The 18,151-nt window shown below is 47.0% G+C and carries 13 protein-coding genes and 1 riboswitch; of the genes, 12 read left to right on the forward strand and 1 reads right to left on the reverse strand.

The features are described 5' to 3' along the window. Positions 1 to 2: 2 nt before the first annotated feature. From ACZ45G_RS28395 to ACZ45G_RS28410, 4 genes are all read left to right on the forward strand, one after another. The gene (locus ACZ45G_RS28395; RefSeq protein WP_464173954.1) at positions 3 to 1,367 is read left to right on the forward strand and encodes a tetratricopeptide repeat protein; all 1,365 of its coding nucleotides are present in this window, start codon (positions 3 to 5) and stop codon (positions 1,365 to 1,367) included. Between the two features lie 216 nt (positions 1,368 to 1,583). Beyond that, positions 1,584 to 3,719: a TonB-dependent receptor gene (locus ACZ45G_RS28400; protein ID WP_464173955.1), complete on the forward strand. Its 2,136-nt coding sequence runs from the start codon at positions 1,584 to 1,586 to the stop codon at positions 3,717 to 3,719. 24 nt (positions 3,720 to 3,743) lie between these two features. Further along, on the forward strand, positions 3,744 to 4,304 hold the full coding sequence (locus ACZ45G_RS28405) for a class I SAM-dependent methyltransferase (RefSeq protein WP_464173956.1): 561 nt from the start codon (positions 3,744 to 3,746) through the stop codon (positions 4,302 to 4,304). 30 nt (positions 4,305 to 4,334) lie between these two features. Continuing rightward, positions 4,335 to 5,330, forward strand: a complete 996-nt coding sequence (locus tag ACZ45G_RS28410; protein WP_464173957.1) for an FmdE family protein — start codon at positions 4,335 to 4,337, stop codon at positions 5,328 to 5,330. A gap of 36 nt (positions 5,331 to 5,366) precedes the next feature. Here the strand turns inward: ACZ45G_RS28410 and ACZ45G_RS28415 are convergent, their stop codons facing one another. Continuing rightward, positions 5,367 to 6,623, reverse strand: coding sequence for a DEAD/DEAH box helicase (locus ACZ45G_RS28415; protein ID WP_464173958.1), 1,257 nt, complete (start codon positions 6,621 to 6,623; stop codon positions 5,367 to 5,369). Between the two features lie 245 nt (positions 6,624 to 6,868). Between ACZ45G_RS28415 and ACZ45G_RS28420 the strand changes: the two genes are divergently transcribed. The 8 genes from ACZ45G_RS28420 (at position 6,869) to ACZ45G_RS28455 (ending at position 18,144) form a co-directional block, all read left to right on the forward strand. Continuing rightward, positions 6,869 to 8,992, forward strand: coding sequence for a SpoIIE family protein phosphatase (locus tag ACZ45G_RS28420; RefSeq protein WP_464173959.1), 2,124 nt, complete (start codon positions 6,869 to 6,871; stop codon positions 8,990 to 8,992). A gap of 16 nt (positions 8,993 to 9,008) precedes the next feature. Beyond that, a complete protein-coding gene (locus ACZ45G_RS28425; protein ID WP_464173960.1) occupies positions 9,009 to 9,791 on the forward strand; it encodes an AAA family ATPase in 783 nt (260 codons plus the stop codon). Next, the gene (locus ACZ45G_RS28430; RefSeq protein WP_464173961.1) at positions 9,788 to 13,258 is read left to right on the forward strand and encodes an MFS transporter; all 3,471 of its coding nucleotides are present in this window, start codon (positions 9,788 to 9,790) and stop codon (positions 13,256 to 13,258) included. Before ACZ45G_RS28425 ends, ACZ45G_RS28430 begins: the two co-directional genes overlap by 4 nt. Before the next feature lie 61 nt (positions 13,259 to 13,319). Beyond that, complete coding sequence (locus ACZ45G_RS28435; protein ID WP_464173962.1) at positions 13,320 to 14,462, forward strand: homocitrate synthase; 1,143 nt, start codon at positions 13,320 to 13,322, stop codon at positions 14,460 to 14,462. Continuing rightward, positions 14,449 to 15,057 (forward strand): ABC transporter ATP-binding protein, encoded by a 609-nt coding sequence (locus ACZ45G_RS28440; RefSeq protein WP_464173963.1) that lies wholly within the window; start codon positions 14,449 to 14,451, stop codon positions 15,055 to 15,057. The genes ACZ45G_RS28435 and ACZ45G_RS28440 overlap by 14 nt, the downstream gene beginning before the upstream one ends. Position 15,058: 1 nt before the next feature. Further along, entirely contained in the window at positions 15,059 to 15,856 is a 798-nt protein-coding gene (locus ACZ45G_RS28445) for an ABC transporter permease (protein WP_464173964.1), read from the forward strand. Positions 15,857 to 15,931: 75 nt separating this feature from the next. Beyond that, a riboswitch (cobalamin riboswitch) is annotated at positions 15,932 to 16,120 on the forward strand. Positions 16,121 to 16,272: 152 nt separating this feature from the next. Further along, the gene (locus ACZ45G_RS28450; protein ID WP_464173965.1) at positions 16,273 to 17,364 is read left to right on the forward strand and encodes a FecCD family ABC transporter permease; all 1,092 of its coding nucleotides are present in this window, start codon (positions 16,273 to 16,275) and stop codon (positions 17,362 to 17,364) included. A gap of 3 nt (positions 17,365 to 17,367) precedes the next feature. Next, positions 17,368 to 18,144: an ABC transporter ATP-binding protein gene (locus ACZ45G_RS28455; protein WP_464173966.1), complete on the forward strand. Its 777-nt coding sequence runs from the start codon at positions 17,368 to 17,370 to the stop codon at positions 18,142 to 18,144. The last annotated feature ends 7 nt before the right edge of the window (positions 18,145 to 18,151 follow it).

Consider the following 18,151-nt stretch of genomic DNA (forward strand, 5'->3'; position numbering starts at 1 on the left):
CCATGACACATAGACCCCCCCTGATATTCATGATCTTGATCTGGGCAGGCCTTGCCGGCCTGATCATTCCCCTGGCCCATGCCAAAAAGACAAAGGATCTTGGAAAAAACCTGTCTGGCCCGGACCAGCACCTGCTCATCAAGATCAGAGATCTGATGAACAAAGAGGATTACAAGGGCGCCATTTCCCTGATCCGGGCCAGCAGAAAGAAACCTGACAACGACTCCGGCACCGGGACCGGGACTTCCGCCGCCACCCATCCTCTGGTCTGCCTGGCCCTGGGAAATTGTTACCTGATGATCCCGGATTATCCCCATGCAGAATCTGCCTATCTGGCCGCACTGGCGCTGGCACCAGATCTCATGGATGCCCGGGTCAACCTGGCCAAGGTCTACTCGGATACAAGCCAGTTCGACAAAGCAGCACAGGCCTTCCTGGCCACCTATGAGCTGTCAGATCCCAGGCAGGCAGACTATCTTTATTACAGCGCGGTTATGACCCTGGCCCATGGCCGGGCCGAGGCCGCCATCGACCATTTTGAGCGCCTCTTTGCCGCCCACCCGGACCAGGTGGCACGCCAGTGGCAGGAAAATTTTGCCAATGCCCTGATGACAGCCAGCCACTGGAAACAAGCCGCTCCCCTGGTCCTGGAGCTTGTGGCCCAAGCCACAGGCACGGACAAGATCCGATGGCAGGAAACCCTGCTCCAGATCTATTTACATACAGACAATCTGAACCAGGCGCTCGCCTATGCCACAACCCTTTCCCGACAAGACTGCACCGTGGCCAAATGGTGGAAGGCCCTGGTCCATATCCGCCTGGGCCTGGGCCATTACCCCCAGGCCCTGGATGACCTCATTGTCTACGGATTTCTTTCTCCCCTGACCCGGGAGGAAAAAAAGCTGTTTGCAGATTTAAGCCTCCAGCTTAAGATCCCGGGCCGGGCGGTTCGTACCTATGAAACCCTTCTGGCCGAAACCCGGGACACCCCCCTGGATGCCAAAGGACAAAAGCAGATGATCCAACGCCTGGTAACTGCCTACCGGCAGCTGGGCAAATCAGATAAGGCTCTGGCCCTGTTGAACCGCTTTGACCCCAAGGCCTGTGATCCTGAAATGCTCTTGCTCAAGGGGGATCTGCTTTACGAGGCCAAAGCCTTTAAATCGGCAACGAAAGCCTTTCGCATGGCAGCCCGAGGCGACTGCTCCCAGAAAGGCCAGGCCTGGCTCATGGCAGGGTATGCGGCCTGGCAGCACAATGACCTTAAGGCCAGCCGAAATGCCTTTGAAAAGGCTGCCCGGTTCAAGCGGCACCGCAAGAATGCCCTGGCAGCCATGGCCCAGATGGAAAGGACACCCCCCATGTAAACCTGCAACCCAACCATTCCGGCTGAAACCTTTACACAAAAAAAGGCAGCCGCGCTCCGGGCAAGGATGATGCGGCTGCCTTTGTAACATGTTCCAGGACGAATCCGGGAGACATAAGATTTAATACCATTATGTCTCCCCCTTCGTCAATGGTGCTGAAAAGGGATATCAGACCGGATTTTAATGACTGATTTAAACGAAACCGGGAGACCCTAAATGAAATGGATGACGAACCGCACCCTTGTATTGACAACTATTTTCTTATTTTTTTGCCTGACCCCTGTTCAGGCACAGGAGACACAAACAAAACCCCAAATCCAGCAGATGGACGAACTGGTGGTGGTGGAAAAGGCCGGCGCCCCGGGCTATGAATCCACCCCCGCCAAGACCACCATTGAACTGGACAAAATCGACTTTATCGGCCCGACCAATTCCGTGTTGGATGCCTTCAAGACCATTGCCATGGTGGATTTCAGGGGATCTGATCTGGATCCAGGAGTGGACAGCGTCTACCTCAACGGGTTCAGCTCAAAACGATTTGTAACGGCCATGGACGGGGTCACCATTCTGAAAACCGGGGGCCGAAAATCCAGCAATATCGTGGACTGGGCCACCCTGCCCGGCTTTTTGCTGGAATCCGTCGAAATCCTGTCCGGTCCCCACTCAGCCTTGTACGATGCCAAAAGCATCGGCGGTGTCATCAATATGAAAACCCGCGCCCCTATCTACCGGCAGACCCGGGTACCGGAGTTAACCCTGATCACCGGCTATTCTTCCTATAATACCTTTAGTACGACGACTGTTATCCAGGGCGGCGTGGACAAGTTTACCTATGACCTGGCCTACCAGAACTATATGACCGACGGGTACCTTCGCAACAGCGAGACCGAGATGAACACTGGTTACGGCCGCCTGGGGCTGCTGCTGCCCCAGGACGGATACATTACCATCTCAGCCTCGGCTTCGGACATTGACCGCAACGCCGCAGTAAACAATCCCGGAGAGACCGCAAGCATCACAACAGACTGGGATTCTTCCTATCCCGAGGTGACCGCCAGCGCCTTTGAGCCCTATCAAGACCCCACCTGGGACAGCAAGTCCCAAACCTACCGCCTCGCTTACACCCAGTCCCTTGGCATTGGCAAGATCAATGCCAGCGCGTATTACGGGGAAGATATCCGGGATCGGGACTATTTGGCATGGGTGGACGAAGATGACCACTCCCAGGGGACCTATGATGCTGGCTGGCAGACAAAATGGTGGCAGCACGGGGCCAAGGTTACAGACGAACTTCAATGGGCCGACAACCAGACCACAACAGTGGGAATGGACCTGGCCCAGCTCTATGACGTGGGAGTGGATGACACCAAGACCGAGCGTGTCAAAAAAGAAGGGGCCTTTGCCCAGCACAAATGGGGTATCATCCCCAGTATCGATCTCACCTTGGGCCTGCGCTACGAGGCGGTGACCACCTGGACGAGCAACTATAGCAACGGCAGCCTTTGGAATTCTGCCTATGGCCAATTAGTGGAAAGCCAATTTGACCAGTTCATTCCCAAAAGTTTTACCACCTGGAAGATGGACCGTTTGGCTCCCTGGCTTCGGGACACCTCCCTGTCCGCCGGAATCAGCAAAATCTGGCACGCCCCGGACTACCACGGTGATTACAACCCCCAGGGCCGGCCTGCCGGCATCTTCCTGGATCCTGAGCACGGCATCGGCTATGATCTGATCTTCAAGCGGCGGGTCTGGCAAGACATCACTCTTAAAATCGGGTATGCCTTTTACGACATCAAGGATTATATCGCCACCAACTCCACCTATGCACAATACTCAGACGCCAGTGCCGGGGTCCTGCGGTTCAGCGACTATAAAATCAACCTGGAAGAGGTTCACCGCCACGCCACCACCCTGGAACTGGGGGGCCACCTCACGGACAAACTCTCCTTTAACCTGAGCTGGGCATGGCAGCGGTTCTCCAACCAGGGCGACGAGCCAGCCGGTGAAACCGAACTGGACCAACGGGCCGAACACCAGGTAGGCATGGGGCTGCGCTATGCCCTGGGCAAAAAAACCACCCTGATGCTGGACTACACCTACCAGAGCGATGAAACCACCGAGGTTTCCAATGAAATCTCAAACGATGTCTGGGAATTTTATCAGGTGGACATTCCCGCCCACAGCGTGGTGGATCTGGGAGTTCAATACAAATGTTTCGAACAGGCTGGCTGGCTTAAAAACGGCACCTTGGACCTTTATGTCAAAAATTTAATGAACGAGTCCTACTACGATTCAGAAGGCTATCCGGCCACGGACCGGACATTCGGCTTCTCTTTCAGCGTAACCATATGATCATGAAAAAAAGGAACACACACCATGGACAACCAAGTAGCTTCCCAGGCTTTCTGGGAATCAGAGTGGCAGGCAGCAATTGACCTGTCCAGGACAAATTTCCCGGAAAAGGAAAGAAATCCGGGACAAATGACCCGGTGGAACAAGATGGCAAAAGACTTTGCCGAGCGTACGGACAAGCAAAAGGCCACACAACTGCGGGACAAGACCATCCGATTTCTTGTGGACAGAAAAATCCTGACACCCAAAACCCGGGTTTTGGACATCGGTGCGGGCCCGGGAGCCTGGGCCCTGCCCATGTCCCGTCACTGCGCCCATGTCACAGCCCTTGAACCGGCTCGGAGTATGACCGACATCATCGCTGGCAGGATGGAGGAGGAGAAGGTGGACAACATCACCATTGACCCGCACACCTGGCAGGAGGTGGATCATGTGGAAAGCCTGTGTCCTGACGGGGAGTACCGGCCTGAAAAACCGGTGTGCCGGGGGGCCATGATCTGGTCCGTTCACAAGGACGACCCCATGTTCACCCGGCCCCCCCTCCAGAGTCCGGCTAACCCCTCACCCTCCTTCGGGAGCCATTAAACCCATATTTATAGAAAAGGAAAAATTCGCATGAAACGTGTTCTCTCTTTTATCGGATGTATCGCCCTTGTACTGCTTCTCGTTCCCCAAGTCCATGCCAAGGATTTCGGGGGGCCCCTGTCCCGGGCCATGGAAACCCTGAAGGCCGCCAAAGGCGACCCCCAAATTCTGGTCCTGACCAATGCCCCCTATGTCAGGCAAAAAAACCTGGACAGCATGGCCCTGCTGGGCCAGGCCCAGGAAATCACCGGGGCCATGGTGGGCAGGGGCAACCTGCTCTTTTTCCAGCGGCCCCAAAACCATCCTTTCTGCCTGATGCTGTTTAAAAAATCCAGCGGCCAGGCTGTCATCATCAGCCAGGACGGAGCAGGCTGGGCGGAAGACACCCTGGATCTTGGACCCGACCATATTTCAGATCCTGCCTTCTGGAAATCAGTGAAAACGACTTACAAGGCAGGCAGGGACATGTTCACCCTGGCAGGCATGTCCACTGCCTGGGCCCAGGGCGCGCCCTATGATTTTCTCAAAGCGGCCGAGCTTCACAACCACATCTGCCCCGGCCTGACCTCGGGGTATCTTCTGGCTCATTTTATCCTGGGGCATTATCCCCTGGCCCCAGGAGAACGGTATACCATTGTGTCGTCGCCTGTCTGGTGCAAGGAGGATGCCTTACAGGTGATACTGGACTGCACCGCAGGCAAACACGGCCTGGTGGTCAAGACCCTGTCCAAGGCCCAGAAGGAGAAAATCTCAGTGCCTGATCCTGCCGGGTTCCTTCTGATCTGGAATGCCAAGGCAAAAACCGGAAAAGGAGTGGCCCTAAGCTTTGACTTCAAGGCGTTCAAGGCCCTGTACCCTGAAAACACCCCCAAGGCCGCCAGTCTCCTGTTCACCATTCCCCTTCTAAAAACCCCGGAGCGGTTCGTGTCCGTGGCAAGGGAATTTGTCCTGGACGAAACCCGCCACAAGGCCATGACCCAAGCCGGCACCAACCCCTACCAGATCGCCGGGCTGATGGCCAAATAACCGGGTGTAACCGCTGACGAATCAAGAGCTAGCCCATCAGGATTTTTTGGGCTTAGCTCTATTCTTTCTGGCTTTTTTCCGGTTTTTTTCCCAGTCTTCGTTGGCCTGAATCAGGTCCTGGACGTTTTCCGGTTCTTCTGCTGCCTCAATGATAAGTGAATATTCTTTTTTACCGACCGGAATAGTCTCTATTGGCTTGGTCAAAAATTCCTGGATAGCTTCCAGCAAAGGTATCTCTTCTGTACTGCAAAAGGAAATGGCCTGGCCTTTTTGGGTTCCCCTGCCGGTTCTTCCGACCCGATGGACATAATTTTCCTGTTTTTCAGGCAAATCATAATTCACCACAAAATTAACATCAGGAATATCAATCCCCCTGGCACTGACGTCGGTGGCAATGAGAATCTTGGCCCACCCGCTTTTATATTGCCCCATGACAGCGGTTCGTTCTTCCTGGTCCTTGTCTCCGTGGATGGCCAGGGACTTAATGCCCACTCGTTCCAAGGCCTTTACAACCCGCTCGGCCCTGACCTTTGTTCTGACAAAGACCATGATCCTGGCATCTTTGTTATCCTGGATAAATTTACGAAGAAAAAAGCGCTTGTCATCCATTTCCACAAAAATAACCCCATGGGACACATTTTTTGAAACCGGGTCATCGGGAGATATTTGAATTCGGATGGCAGTGCTTTTGACCTGGGAAAAGGCCAGCTTCTTTATTTCCTTGCTAATGGTGGCCGAAAAAAACAGGGTTTGATGCCGCTGGGTCAATTTTCTCTTTACCGACTCGATGTCCTTGATAAATCCTTTACCCAGCATCTGGTCCGCTTCATCCAGCACCAGGACCTTGACCCTCTTGACATCAATGGCACCCTGGCTGATGAGGTCAAACATCCGGCCCGGGGTGGCAATGAGCACATCAATCCCGTCCCCAAGCTTTTTGATCTGGGGATCCTGTTCCACGCCACCGAACAGGGCAAAGGCTTTTACCTTTGTATGGGCTGCAAGGGTGGTAAAAACATCACCGATCTGGGCAGCCAATTCCCGGGTAGGCACCATGACGATGCAATGGATGCCAAAGGAGTGCTTTGAGGTTTTGGCCCGGTGAATTTTATCAATAATGGGAATGGCAAATGCTGCGGTCTTTCCGGTTCCGGTCTGGGCAATGGCCAGGACATCCTCGCCTTTCTGAATGGAGGGAATTGCCTTGAACTGGATGTCTGTGGGCCGTTTAAACCCTTCTGCCGCCAAATTTTTCTTTATGGCTGAATCAATATAATAGGTATCAAATTTCATTGGGAATCTTTTTTTTAAAGGGTTATAATCTTTACAAAATACAGGGAAATACAGTAAAAAGCAAGGATAGGTGATGAATTCACACCAGGTGTACCCACCGGTGCCAAAAGATCCCTTTTATTTTCATTGACAAGGACAAAGCGACTGACTTACTATCCGCAATTATTTAAGCATGTCCACAGACCTTTTTATGGATTTAACCTAATTTAAAATAAAGTGTGTAACCAAACAGAATGAAATACAAAATGACCAGACTCAGGATCAAAACCAAATTACTCTTGCTCTCCTTGGGAATCACAGCTTTTTGTGCGTTATCTTTCTTTGTCATTGCCAACTATACCCTGTACCGGGGGGGAGAATATATATTGGAGCAGAGCCTCAACTTAGGGAGAGAGTCTGCTGAAAAAAGCCGGACAACGCTGGAGGATCAGACGAGACTTAATTTGACTCAATTGGTAGGTATCCAGGCCCAGACAGGAAACAATTTTTTTAACTCTGTGCACATGGAAGTGAATACCATGTCCAAATTCTGTAAGCTTCTCTGGGAAACCGATGGGCAGAGTCTGGGTCAATATGCCACCGATAAAAATGAGAGGGAGTTGTCCCACATTTATCGGTTAGCACCGGGGGTAGATAAGAAGGTGGTGCAGGGCGAGTTCATGCGTCTGCGTACAATGGGAAATGTGTTTAAACCCTATCTATTTGACAATGCAAATTTAGACTCCCTCTTTCTTGGAACTCAGACCGGCATCAATATTCTTTGGCCGGATACGGGTGGGCGGGCAAACAAACCGTATGATCCCAGAATCAGGCCCTGGTATAAAAATACGGTGGCTCGAGATGGTATCGGCTGGACCGAGATCTTTAAGGGTGCCTCCACATCGAAACTGATGATCGCTTGTTCTGGTCCGGTTCGGACTCGGGAAGGTGAGCTCAAGGGTGTGATCGGGATTACGGTTACGCTGGATGAAATGCTTAAGGTCATCTCCAGCCAGGTGAAAGAGGTGGGGTATGCTTTTTTACTGGATAAGGGTGGAAATGTCATCGCTTTTCCAGCCCTGGGGCAGGAGGAGAGAATAAAGGATTACGGGTTGGGCAATCTGCTTGAAACTAAAAATGAGGAACTTTCCAATATTGTAAAAAAAATGGTGGCCGGCCAAAACGGATTTTCCCGGATACGACTTAACAGCGGAGAAAAATTTATAGGGTTCGCTCCCATAAAAGAAACCGGTTGGAGCATGGCAGTTGTTATTTCTGCAAAAACGGCCCTGAAACTTGCCGATGAGACAAAAAAATATATAATGGATTATACCCTTTCAAAAAAAGAGCGCATTATAAGTGTAATAGTTGATATCCAGAAATATTTAATGGCATTCTTTATTGGTGTGTTGCTCATCACCATATTGGTCGCCGTTAAGATGTCCGACAAGATAAGTAAACCTATTTTGGATTTAACACAAGGTGTTAAGAAGGTTGGAAAGGGAGATCTTGATCTAAACTTCGAGATAAAAACCGGTGACGAGATAGAGACGCTGGCAGAAGCGTTCAACACCATGACAAACGATCTTAAGCTCTATATAAAAAATCTAAAAGAGACGACGGCAGAAAAAGAAAAGATTCAAAGCGAATTGCAGGTTGCAACAAAGATTCAGGCCAGCATGCTTCCGAGAATTTTTCCAGCTTTCCCGGAGAGAGATGAATTTGACATTTTTGCAAGCATGATACCCGCACGAGAGGTTGGGGGCGATCTGTTTGATTTCTTTTTTATCTCGGAAAATAAATTTTGCTTTTTAATCGGGGATGTATCGGGCAAGGGGGTTCCAGCGTCCCTATTTATGATAATTGCCAAGACATTGATCAAGAACGAGGCTTTGAGGGGCATCCCACCTGAAGAGATCTTTACCAACGTTAATAATGCATTATGTGAGAACAACGATGAAAGTATGTTTGTTACCGCTTTTATCTGCATTATCGATCTTGAAACCGGGCGGCTGGATTTTGCAAATGCCGGCCATAACCCGCCGCTTCAAAAAATAGCGTTTAAGGGGGGCACCTATGATTTCATGACACCCGCTACCGGGTTTGTCCTAGGGGGTATGCCCGACTTTAGCTATGTGAAAGAATCCTTTGTCATGGCTCCCGGGGATATTATATTTTTATACACCGACGGGGTTAATGAAGCCATGAATCCGGATTATAATGAATATACGGACCTTAGGTTAAAAGCGCTGCTCTCAAAAGAAGATACAGACGATGTTAATGAAATTGTGGAATTGGTAAATCAGGACGTGAAACACTTTGCAAATGATGCGGAACAATCAGATGATATCACCATACTGACCTTTAAGTATAACGGGTTAAAAGAATAGAGAGAGTTTTTAAATCATGCAGTTTATAAAAATTGACGATGCGCTTGGTATAGGTGATACGAAAGATATGGCCTATGGAAAACTGGATCGTTTCTTCACCTGTATCATCGTTGGGGTTACAGGTGCTGGAAAGACAACCTTAAAATCCAGACTGCTTGAAAGGTATAAATTTTACACCTTGCCCGACAGGAGAATTCTCACCGATAAGATTATTTTACCCATGATGCAGGAGGATCATGGGGTACCTGTGGATCGAAATCAAAGGTTTACCCATACAAAAGCCTTTAGAGACAAATATCCTGGTGGAATGGGGTACCTGTTGTCCAAAACAAGGATAAGAGATATAGATCCTTTAACCCCTGTTCTGTTTGATGGATTAAGGGGTGTAAATGAGGTGGCGTATGCTGCAAAATCGATTCCAACCTCTTTTTTTATTGTGTTGAGCGCACCGGAACACATAAGGATCAAACGCCTGCTGGCCCGTGGAGACTCATTTGATAGGATCAAGGGTCGGATCACCCCAGGGGATGTGGCAGCGTTTAAAAAAATATGCTCACCCTCCCAACGAGAAGAACTTTTCGAATATGTGAAACACGAAAAAATACCTGAAAGCCAACTGTATGAAAAAGTTAAAATCGTCCTAAAAGAAAGGGAAAATTATGACCAAGGGGCTGCCGGCAGTTTTATAAAAAATACCCTTTCGGATCGTGCCATCCTTATTGATTCATCAAAACAATCTCCTGAGCAGATCGAAGCCACCATCCATAGACAGTTACACGGCAAAATAGCCATACTATGATAAAGATTAAAAAAGCGATTATTTCTCTGTTGATCCTGGGGGTGGCACTTGCCTTTATAACAGGTATCGGTGTTGGTGAAGCCTATCGAACCTATTCGAAATTAAAGATTGAAGGATGTTATGGTCTAGGGGAAACCATAAAGTCCGTTGTGGATTCTTTTTTGGGGGCAGGGGTTCCGCTCAAGCAATTCTCAGGATTTGATACTGTTTCCAAGATGGTTCTCACCAGCGACCCCAGTATCCATAGAATGACAATCGTTAATAACCTCAATGAGGTTGTGTTTTCAAGTAATCCGGGTTCAGTGCAAGGGGTATTTCGCCCGTCAAAAAAACAGGACGGTAAAAAAAGATTTATCACCGATGATAATGATGACTATTTTCGAATACGCATACCACTTGAAACCAAGTTTGAACAAGCCGGGGAGTTGCGGCTTGAAATTGAAAAGCGATCGATCAATGATCGTATTTCAAAAACATTCAAACCTTTAGTTTTTATCATCCTGGCGGTTATAGGACTCTATTTAATCCAGATATATGTTGTTGATAGAAGCGGTTTGAAGAATCAAAAATTTTGGGTGACTGTTACATACTCCATGGCGAACCTTATTGTCATCTTTACCATTTTATTTTCCCTTATAGATATCTATAATGAGGGTATCCAAAAGAAAACCGATAATCTCACCAGTTCATTGGCCCATAAGCTCTCCTATATTAAAAAACTTGATCTGGAAATAGACAGTTTTAAGGGAATCGACACCCTTTTTGATCAGTACAGACACTTAAACAATGAGATCAGCTATATAGCGTTGAAGGTTAATGGCAAGGTTATTGTCGACACGTCAAAGCAGTTGCTGGGAAAAGCATCCGATTATATTCACTATGCCAGACAGCTGGACGATCATGAGATTTCCGTCTGGGTGGATAAAAAAATTGTTTATAAAAATTTATGGCGAAGTTCAAAGAATTTTTTAATACTGTTTGTGGCAGCCTTATTTATGTCCGCTCTGTTTTTAAATTTGATGTTTACCCTATCTGGGAAACAGAAACATCTCTTGGGTACCAACGAGGAAAAAGAGCGATCTTTGGCCGTTATTAAGCCTGTATTCTTCATAGGGGTGTTTATCGAAGCGTTGTACTCCTCCTTTTTACCCCAGTATTTTGAAACCATCACAGCCGGAATAGGTGCGTCGGCAAATGTTGCATCTTTTTTATTCACCGTTTTTTTCATATCCTACGGAGTGATTCTCTTTCCAGCGGCCAGTTATTGCCAGAAAAACGGAGAAAAAGGCCCCCTGTTATGGTCAGTTGTGTTTATCGGCCTTAGCAGTTTGCTAATGGCGGTTTGTACCAACTATTATACGATTCTTTTCATCCGGCTGGTTGCGGGTTTCTGCCAGGGCGTTTTGTTCATGGCTGTTCAGTCCTATATATTAAAGGCAACTCCTTTGCACCGCAAAACCCGATCCATGGCTATTGTCATTATCCAGTACAACGGTGGTAGGATTGCAGGTACCGCAATCGGGGCATTGGCTGTTAATTATTTTGATATTAGCGGGGTGTTTTTGGCCGGTGGCGTTATTGCTTTTTTTCTATACGGGTATGTGGCCAAATATATTCCAAGGATTGAAGTCCAAAAGGAGGCAGAACCTTTAGTGAAACAACCTGAACCCTCCTTCGGGACCGGTTTAAAAACAGTGCTTAAGGATATTGAGCATTTAAAGGCAAGTTTTTTAATCGGGGTTAATGCAAAGCTTGTGATGATAGGTGTGATCTGCTTTGCCATTCCCCTGGTAATGGAGCGAAGTGGTTTTACAAAAGAGGATATCGGCTTGGTTCTCATGCTCTATAGTGCTGGCGTATTGATCTCAAGTATGTACTCTTCAAGGCTGGCGGATAAGACGGGCAACATCAGAAAAATACTGTTCCGGGGTAACCAGGGAAGCGGTATAGGGTTGGTCCTCATCGGTTTAACAGGCCTTCCCGGGATTGATGCCTGGGCTGAGCCGCTCATGGCGTTGGGATCTATTGTTCTAGGACTCTCCCATGGGTTTATCGCAGCTCCCATCACGACTCATATTTCCGGGACCAGGACAGCGAAAATACTGGGTGCAGGGCCTTCAATTTCTGTCTTCAGGGTGTTTGAGCGGACCGGGAATATTCTGGGCCCCTTGATTGTGGGGCAGCTACTGGTTTTGGGTGGTTATAATACAATGGTGATTAGTTTTCTGGGGGTGTTTATTATACTCTGCGGATTTTTGTTTCTTATTCGCTTAGGGGGGGGCAAGATTGCAGTTCTTCTTATCCCCAGTATTATTTCCATGGGGTTCATCTCCGACGGTTTTTGCTTCAATGGGGCCGGGCCGGACTGGTTTAGGTTTACAAAGAATATGCCTGCCGGTTGGGAAGTAACCTATGACGACAAGGATCCCCTAAGGTTCACAGTGTCCAGTAGCGTCGAAAAGGGTGAGTTGAAGGATAAGAAAATTATTATATTGGTTCCCAAAAGATCTTCAGCCTATGTGAGTTCAACAGAATCCGTCCTTAATTTTTTTTCAGATAAAAAATTATACCCGACATTTGAGATAATTAACTTCCATAAAGATCTTGACAGGGGGAGGTCGATACTGGAAGAGGTCCGTCAGCGGCAGGTGGATCTGGTTTTTGCCATGGGATCTTTATCGGTTGATTTCATGTATAATAACTTTAAAAATAAAACCATTCCAGTGGTGACAATCTGTGCCAAAGACCCTGTAATGATGAAGTATATTTCAGATTATTCCATGAAAAGCGGGACCAACTTTGCCTTTACATCCCTAAATATCCCCGTCAAACTGCAAATGGTTTATTTCAAAGAGTTGATACCGGATTTGAAAAATATTGGAATTATGTATGCCAGGAATAATACCAGCGCTGTAATGACCCAGGCCCTCCCTCTTAAAGAATATGCAAAGCGTATTGGCGTCAAGGTCTTCGATGTTGTGGTAGAGGATCAAAAAAATGCCGTATCGGAACTTGGACTCAAGGTGAGCCGTGCCGTGGAAGAGATGAGGAAAAATGATTCTGGCCTAAAAGAGAGTATCTTCTGGGTGACGGGTAGTACCTCGGTATTCAGTAATTTTGGTATTATCAATCAACATGCCGGTTCGATTCCCGTAATCGGGGCCTCGCCCAGTATGGTGAAGGGCAAAGATATTCCAGGGGCAGTGATGGCAATAGGGGTGGGGTTTGAGAATAATGCCCAACTTGCATCTATCTATGCTGAAAAAATACTTAAGGGTGAAAAGAAGCCAGGGGAGTTTGAGGTAGGTGTTATTAAACCGCCAGATATTGCCATTAATTTTAAAATGGTAAAAAAAATTGATATGAAAATTCCTTTTTCTTTTTTTGAATTGACCAATCTTGTTTATAATTACAGGGGCGAAAAAGTAAAGTCCAAGGGTAATATTTTATCCGATAAAGACAGGTAATAATCTCGAACTAAACAGCAACCTAGCCCTAACACAGGCAATAAAAGGAAATAATTTCACCATGTCCTTAGACAGATTGTCAATTGTGGATACCACCTTGAGAGAAGGCGAACAGTTTTATAATGCCAATTTTTCACAAAAAGACAAAATTAAAATTGCAACCCAGTTATCAGATTTTGGTGTTGAATATATTGAGCTTACATCGCCCTGTGTATCTTCACAGTCAAAGGAAGACTGCCAAGTCATTTCCAGAATGGGGTTGAAATCAAAAATCTTAACCCATATCAGGTGCATAAAAGAGGATGTGATCACGGCAATAGATACCGGCGTTGCAGGTATTAATCTGTTCTCAAGAATATCTTTATCCCATGACAGATACGGTCTTGGACCGCAGATGTCGCAAACCCTGGAGAAAATATTGGATGTGCTGAGTTTCGCCAGGGAAAATGCGCCTGAGTTAGAAATTCGATTTTCCCTTGAAGATGCTTTCAGAACCCGCATTGAGGATCTTATTGTTATCTACGGGGCTGTTGGAGACTCGGGGTTGGTGGATCGACTAGGGGTTGCCGACACTGTGGGATACGCACTCCCCCGTGATGTTGAACGTGTTATCAAACTATTACATGTATTGACCGGAATGGATATTGAATTTCATTGTCATAACGATACCGGTTCTGCGGTGGTGAATAGCTATACAGCCTTCGAAGCCGGGGCAACCCATATTGATACAACCGTTTTGGGAATAGGGGAGAGAAACGGGATAACCTCACTTGCCGGATTTATTGCCAGGCTTTATAGTTTTGAGGCTGAGATGGTTAAAAAAAAGTATAACCTTGGAAATCTCAAACACTTACATGAAACTGTTGCTAGAATCTTAGGGATTGGGATCCCATGGGACCACCCCATCGTGGGGAAATCAGCATTTGTCCATAAGGCGGGTGTGCATACAAAGGCGGTGATTCTTAATCCCAAATCCTATGAGATTATAGATCCGTCAGATTTTAATGCGTCACGAACAATAATGGTAGCCCATAAGCTCACAGGTTGGAATGCGGTAAAAGATAGGGCGCAAAAAATAGGCCTTTCCTTTGAGGATGACGATATTAAAAAAATTACCCTTAAAATAAAAAATATTTCCGATGGGCGTAATATAGATCTTAAAGAGGTTGATGAAATTTTAAGGAAATCTTGTGATCTCATTTGAATCTGTCAGCCACACTATTGGTAACACCCGAATTTTTTCAGACCGAAGCCTTTGCGTAGGAAAAAAGGAAAAAGTGTTGATCCTGGGCAAATCCGGTTTAGGAAAGACAAGCCTGTTCCGGCTGATCCTTGGGTTTGAACAGCCCGGATCAGGAAAAATTGTGGTGAACGGGCTGAATCTTGACAAAAATCATGTTCACCAAATACGGCAGCAACTATTTTATTTGAGCCAGGATATTGACCTGAGAAACGAAACCATCCTCGGACTTTTGACAGATATCTGGCAATTCAACTTTGCCAAAGAGCTTTGTCACGAAGAGATAAACCGGCAGCTAAACTTTCTTGAGCTGTCCCCCGGTATCCTCCAGAAGAAAACAGGTGAACTGTCAGGAGGAGAACGCCAACGGATAGGCCTTTTGATCGGTTTTCTGCTGGACCGGCCCATCTGGCTTTTGGATGAACCCACATCTGCTCTGGATGATGTCATGAAAGAAAAAATAGCCGCCCATATTCTCTCCCTGGAGAAAACAATGATTATCGTTTCCCATGACCATTGCTGGCAGGACAGCTCGGTTCGAATCGAAAGGTGGTCCTAATATGGGCGCCCAGGATTTAAACATATTCTCCCTTGGAACTTTATTGATCTTTCTTGTTCCCATCCTTTATATCAGCCGATATTTGAAACTTGGGATTAATCGAGAGATCATCATTGGCATGGTTAGAATGTGCCTGCAGCTGAGTTTTGTGGGACTATATCTTGAGTTTTTATTCAAATTTGATTCTCCCTGGCTCAACACAGCCTATCTGCTGCTCATGATTTCCATTGCCTGTCACTCCATATTGAAATCCAGCAATCTTAAACTCCGCATATTTTTCAAACCCTTGTTTTTTGCCCTGCTCATCCCCTTTGGCATCATGCTGCTCTTCTTCAATGGGGTGGTTGCAAATATTGACAACCTGTTTGAAGCAAAATACCTGGTGCCCGTGGGCGGTATGCTACTGGGAAACTGCCTGAGAAGTATCATCATCGGGCTTACCCATTTCTATTCAGGGTTGAAAAAAAATGAGCGAGAATACCTCTATTCCCTCTGTCTTTTCAACAACCGGACCCAGGCATTAAAACCCTGGTTCAAAGAAAGTCTTGTGGCTGCCATTAATCCTACTCTGGCATCCATGGCCACCATTGGACTTGTTTCCCTGCCCGGCATGATGACCGGCCAGATTTTAGGCGGATCCATCCCCATTGTTGCCATCAAATATCAAATTGCTATCATGGGCTGTATTTTCTATACTGAATACTTCAGTGTGATTTTATCCATTCTTCTTTCATTGAAAACCGGGTTCAACACATTTGATGTGCTTAAAGCCGATATTTTTCAAAACGATCGAAACTAAGACCTCAATTATATTGCCTTTTCAACAATTTGAATCCCGGCCTTTTTTCTTGACACCCTTTGGGGAAAGGGTTATATCTGATAGGATATTTCAGGTGCTGCCATTTGCAGTCAAAAGGGAATCCTGTGAAATTCAGGAACGGACCCGCCGCTGTGACCGGGGATGAAAATCACTGCAGCCACTGCTGAGTCATTTTTCAGCGGGAAGGAGTGACGAGTAAGCCGATCCGGAAGTCAGAAAACCTGCCTGAATGCTGGGTCGTTTTACCCTCGAGGACTTGGGCAGATCAGCACAATGTGGATAAATTCGGTTCCCATATCAGGATAAATTCTGATATGGGTTTTTTTATTGGAAGACCATAGAAAAAGGGCAGACAACCATTTTGTTTCACATGGAACAAATGGAAACAGGAATAGATGGAGCCAAAAGAAAAAGAGGGACCCAACAAACCCAAATCAAGCTTGAAACAAAGGATATCAGGCCATTATTATTTATGGATGATAGCACTGTTTTCCCTTCTTGTGTTTGGAATGATAATGATTTCCCTTTCCATGGGGTATATCTGTATTCCCATGGGAGAAATTTCTGGTATCCTTGTGAACAGGCTTTTTGGGAACATGGATATGGCAACGCCCACAGCCGAGACCTTTACCGCGGTTATATTTGATATCCGGCTTCCCCGGATTCTCACCTGCGCCGCTGTGGGAGCAGCTCTTTCCATCTCCGGGGTCCTGTTCCAGGGAATTTTACTAAACCCCCTGGCAGACCCCTACACCCTCGGGGTATCAGCCGGAGCCGCCTTTGGGGCATGTATTGCCATATTGCTCAATCTGGGTGCCACCTTTGTGTCCGTTCCTGCATTTGCCTTTGCAGGCGCCTGCACCACCCTGTTTTTTGTCATTTTTTTGTCCTATTCATCCTCATCCAAGGGATCTGTGAGCGGTCTTTCCTCCAACAATCTTATTTTGTCAGGTATTATTGTAGCGGCAATCCTTTCCGCTGGCATCAGTTTTTTGAAATTCATTGCCAATGAACAGGTGTCTGTTATTATTTTCTGGCTCATGGGCAGTTTTGCCTCCAAGACCTGGAGTAATTTTATGGTCATCTTTGTCTTCCTTGTTATAGGATTCATCATTGCCATTTATTTTGCCAGGGATCTGAATCTTATCTCCCTGGGGGAAAAGGCCGCATCCAGCCTTGGGGTGGATATTAAACGAATAACCCTCCTTTTGTTGGTAACCGGATCCATGCTGGCGGCTGTCTGTGTATCCGTATCCGGCATCATCGGCTTTGTAGGCCTTCTGGTTCCCCACATGGTCCGATTTATTACAGGACCTGACAACAGAAAACTGCTGCCCCTCTCCATGCTGGTGGGCGCCTTTTTATTGCTGTTTGCCGACACCATTACCCGGGCAGTACTGCCCCATGAAATTCCCATAGGTGTTCTTACCGCCCTAATTGGCGGTCCGGTCTTCTGCTGGATATTTAAAAAAAGCCGGTTGGCCTAACCCATGGAGATACGACTTCAAAATTTATGCTTTTCCCATGGGAGCACGCCCATTATAAAAAAAGTATCCTCTCGATTCTCCCCGGGCAAATTTTATGGGATACTCGGCCCCAATGGAAGCGGGAAAACAACGCTTCTGGATTTGATTTCAGGTTTTTTTCTCCCTGACAGGGGACAAGTCCTCCTGAACAATACAAATCTGGCGGCATTGTCCAAAAAACAGATTGCCAAAATTCTCTCTTTGGTGTCCCAAAATTATTATATTAATTTTCCTTTTTCCGTGGAGGAAGTTGTCATGATGGGACGGCACCCCTATATTAATAGATTTTCCCACCCCTCCAAAATTGACAGGGACCGGGTCGCCTTGATCATGGAGGAAACCGGGATATCCCATCTAAAACACCGAAGAGTGACCCAATTATCAGGCGGTGAAAAGCAGCGGTGTATTTTTGCAAGGGCCTTGTGCCAGGAAACACCCGTGCTGCTCTTGGACGAAGCTTTTTCCAATATGGATATTAACCACACCCTTCATTTTCTTGGCCTTATTAAAGAGATGATACAAAAAACAAAGGGGACGATTATCTGTGTTCTCCACGATTTAAATCTGGCAGCGGCCTGGGCAGATGAAATTTTATTCCTGAAAGAAGGTGAGATCCTGGCCAAGGGAAAAACCAGGGAAGTTATGAGCCAGGAGAATATTGAGCTTGTATTTAATGTAGAATCAAAGGTTGAATTCAATGAATATGTCCAGGCAAAACAAGTCTATTTTAAATCAAAATAGGGTACCC

The sequence above is a fragment of the Desulfoconvexum algidum genome (assembly GCF_055382125.1).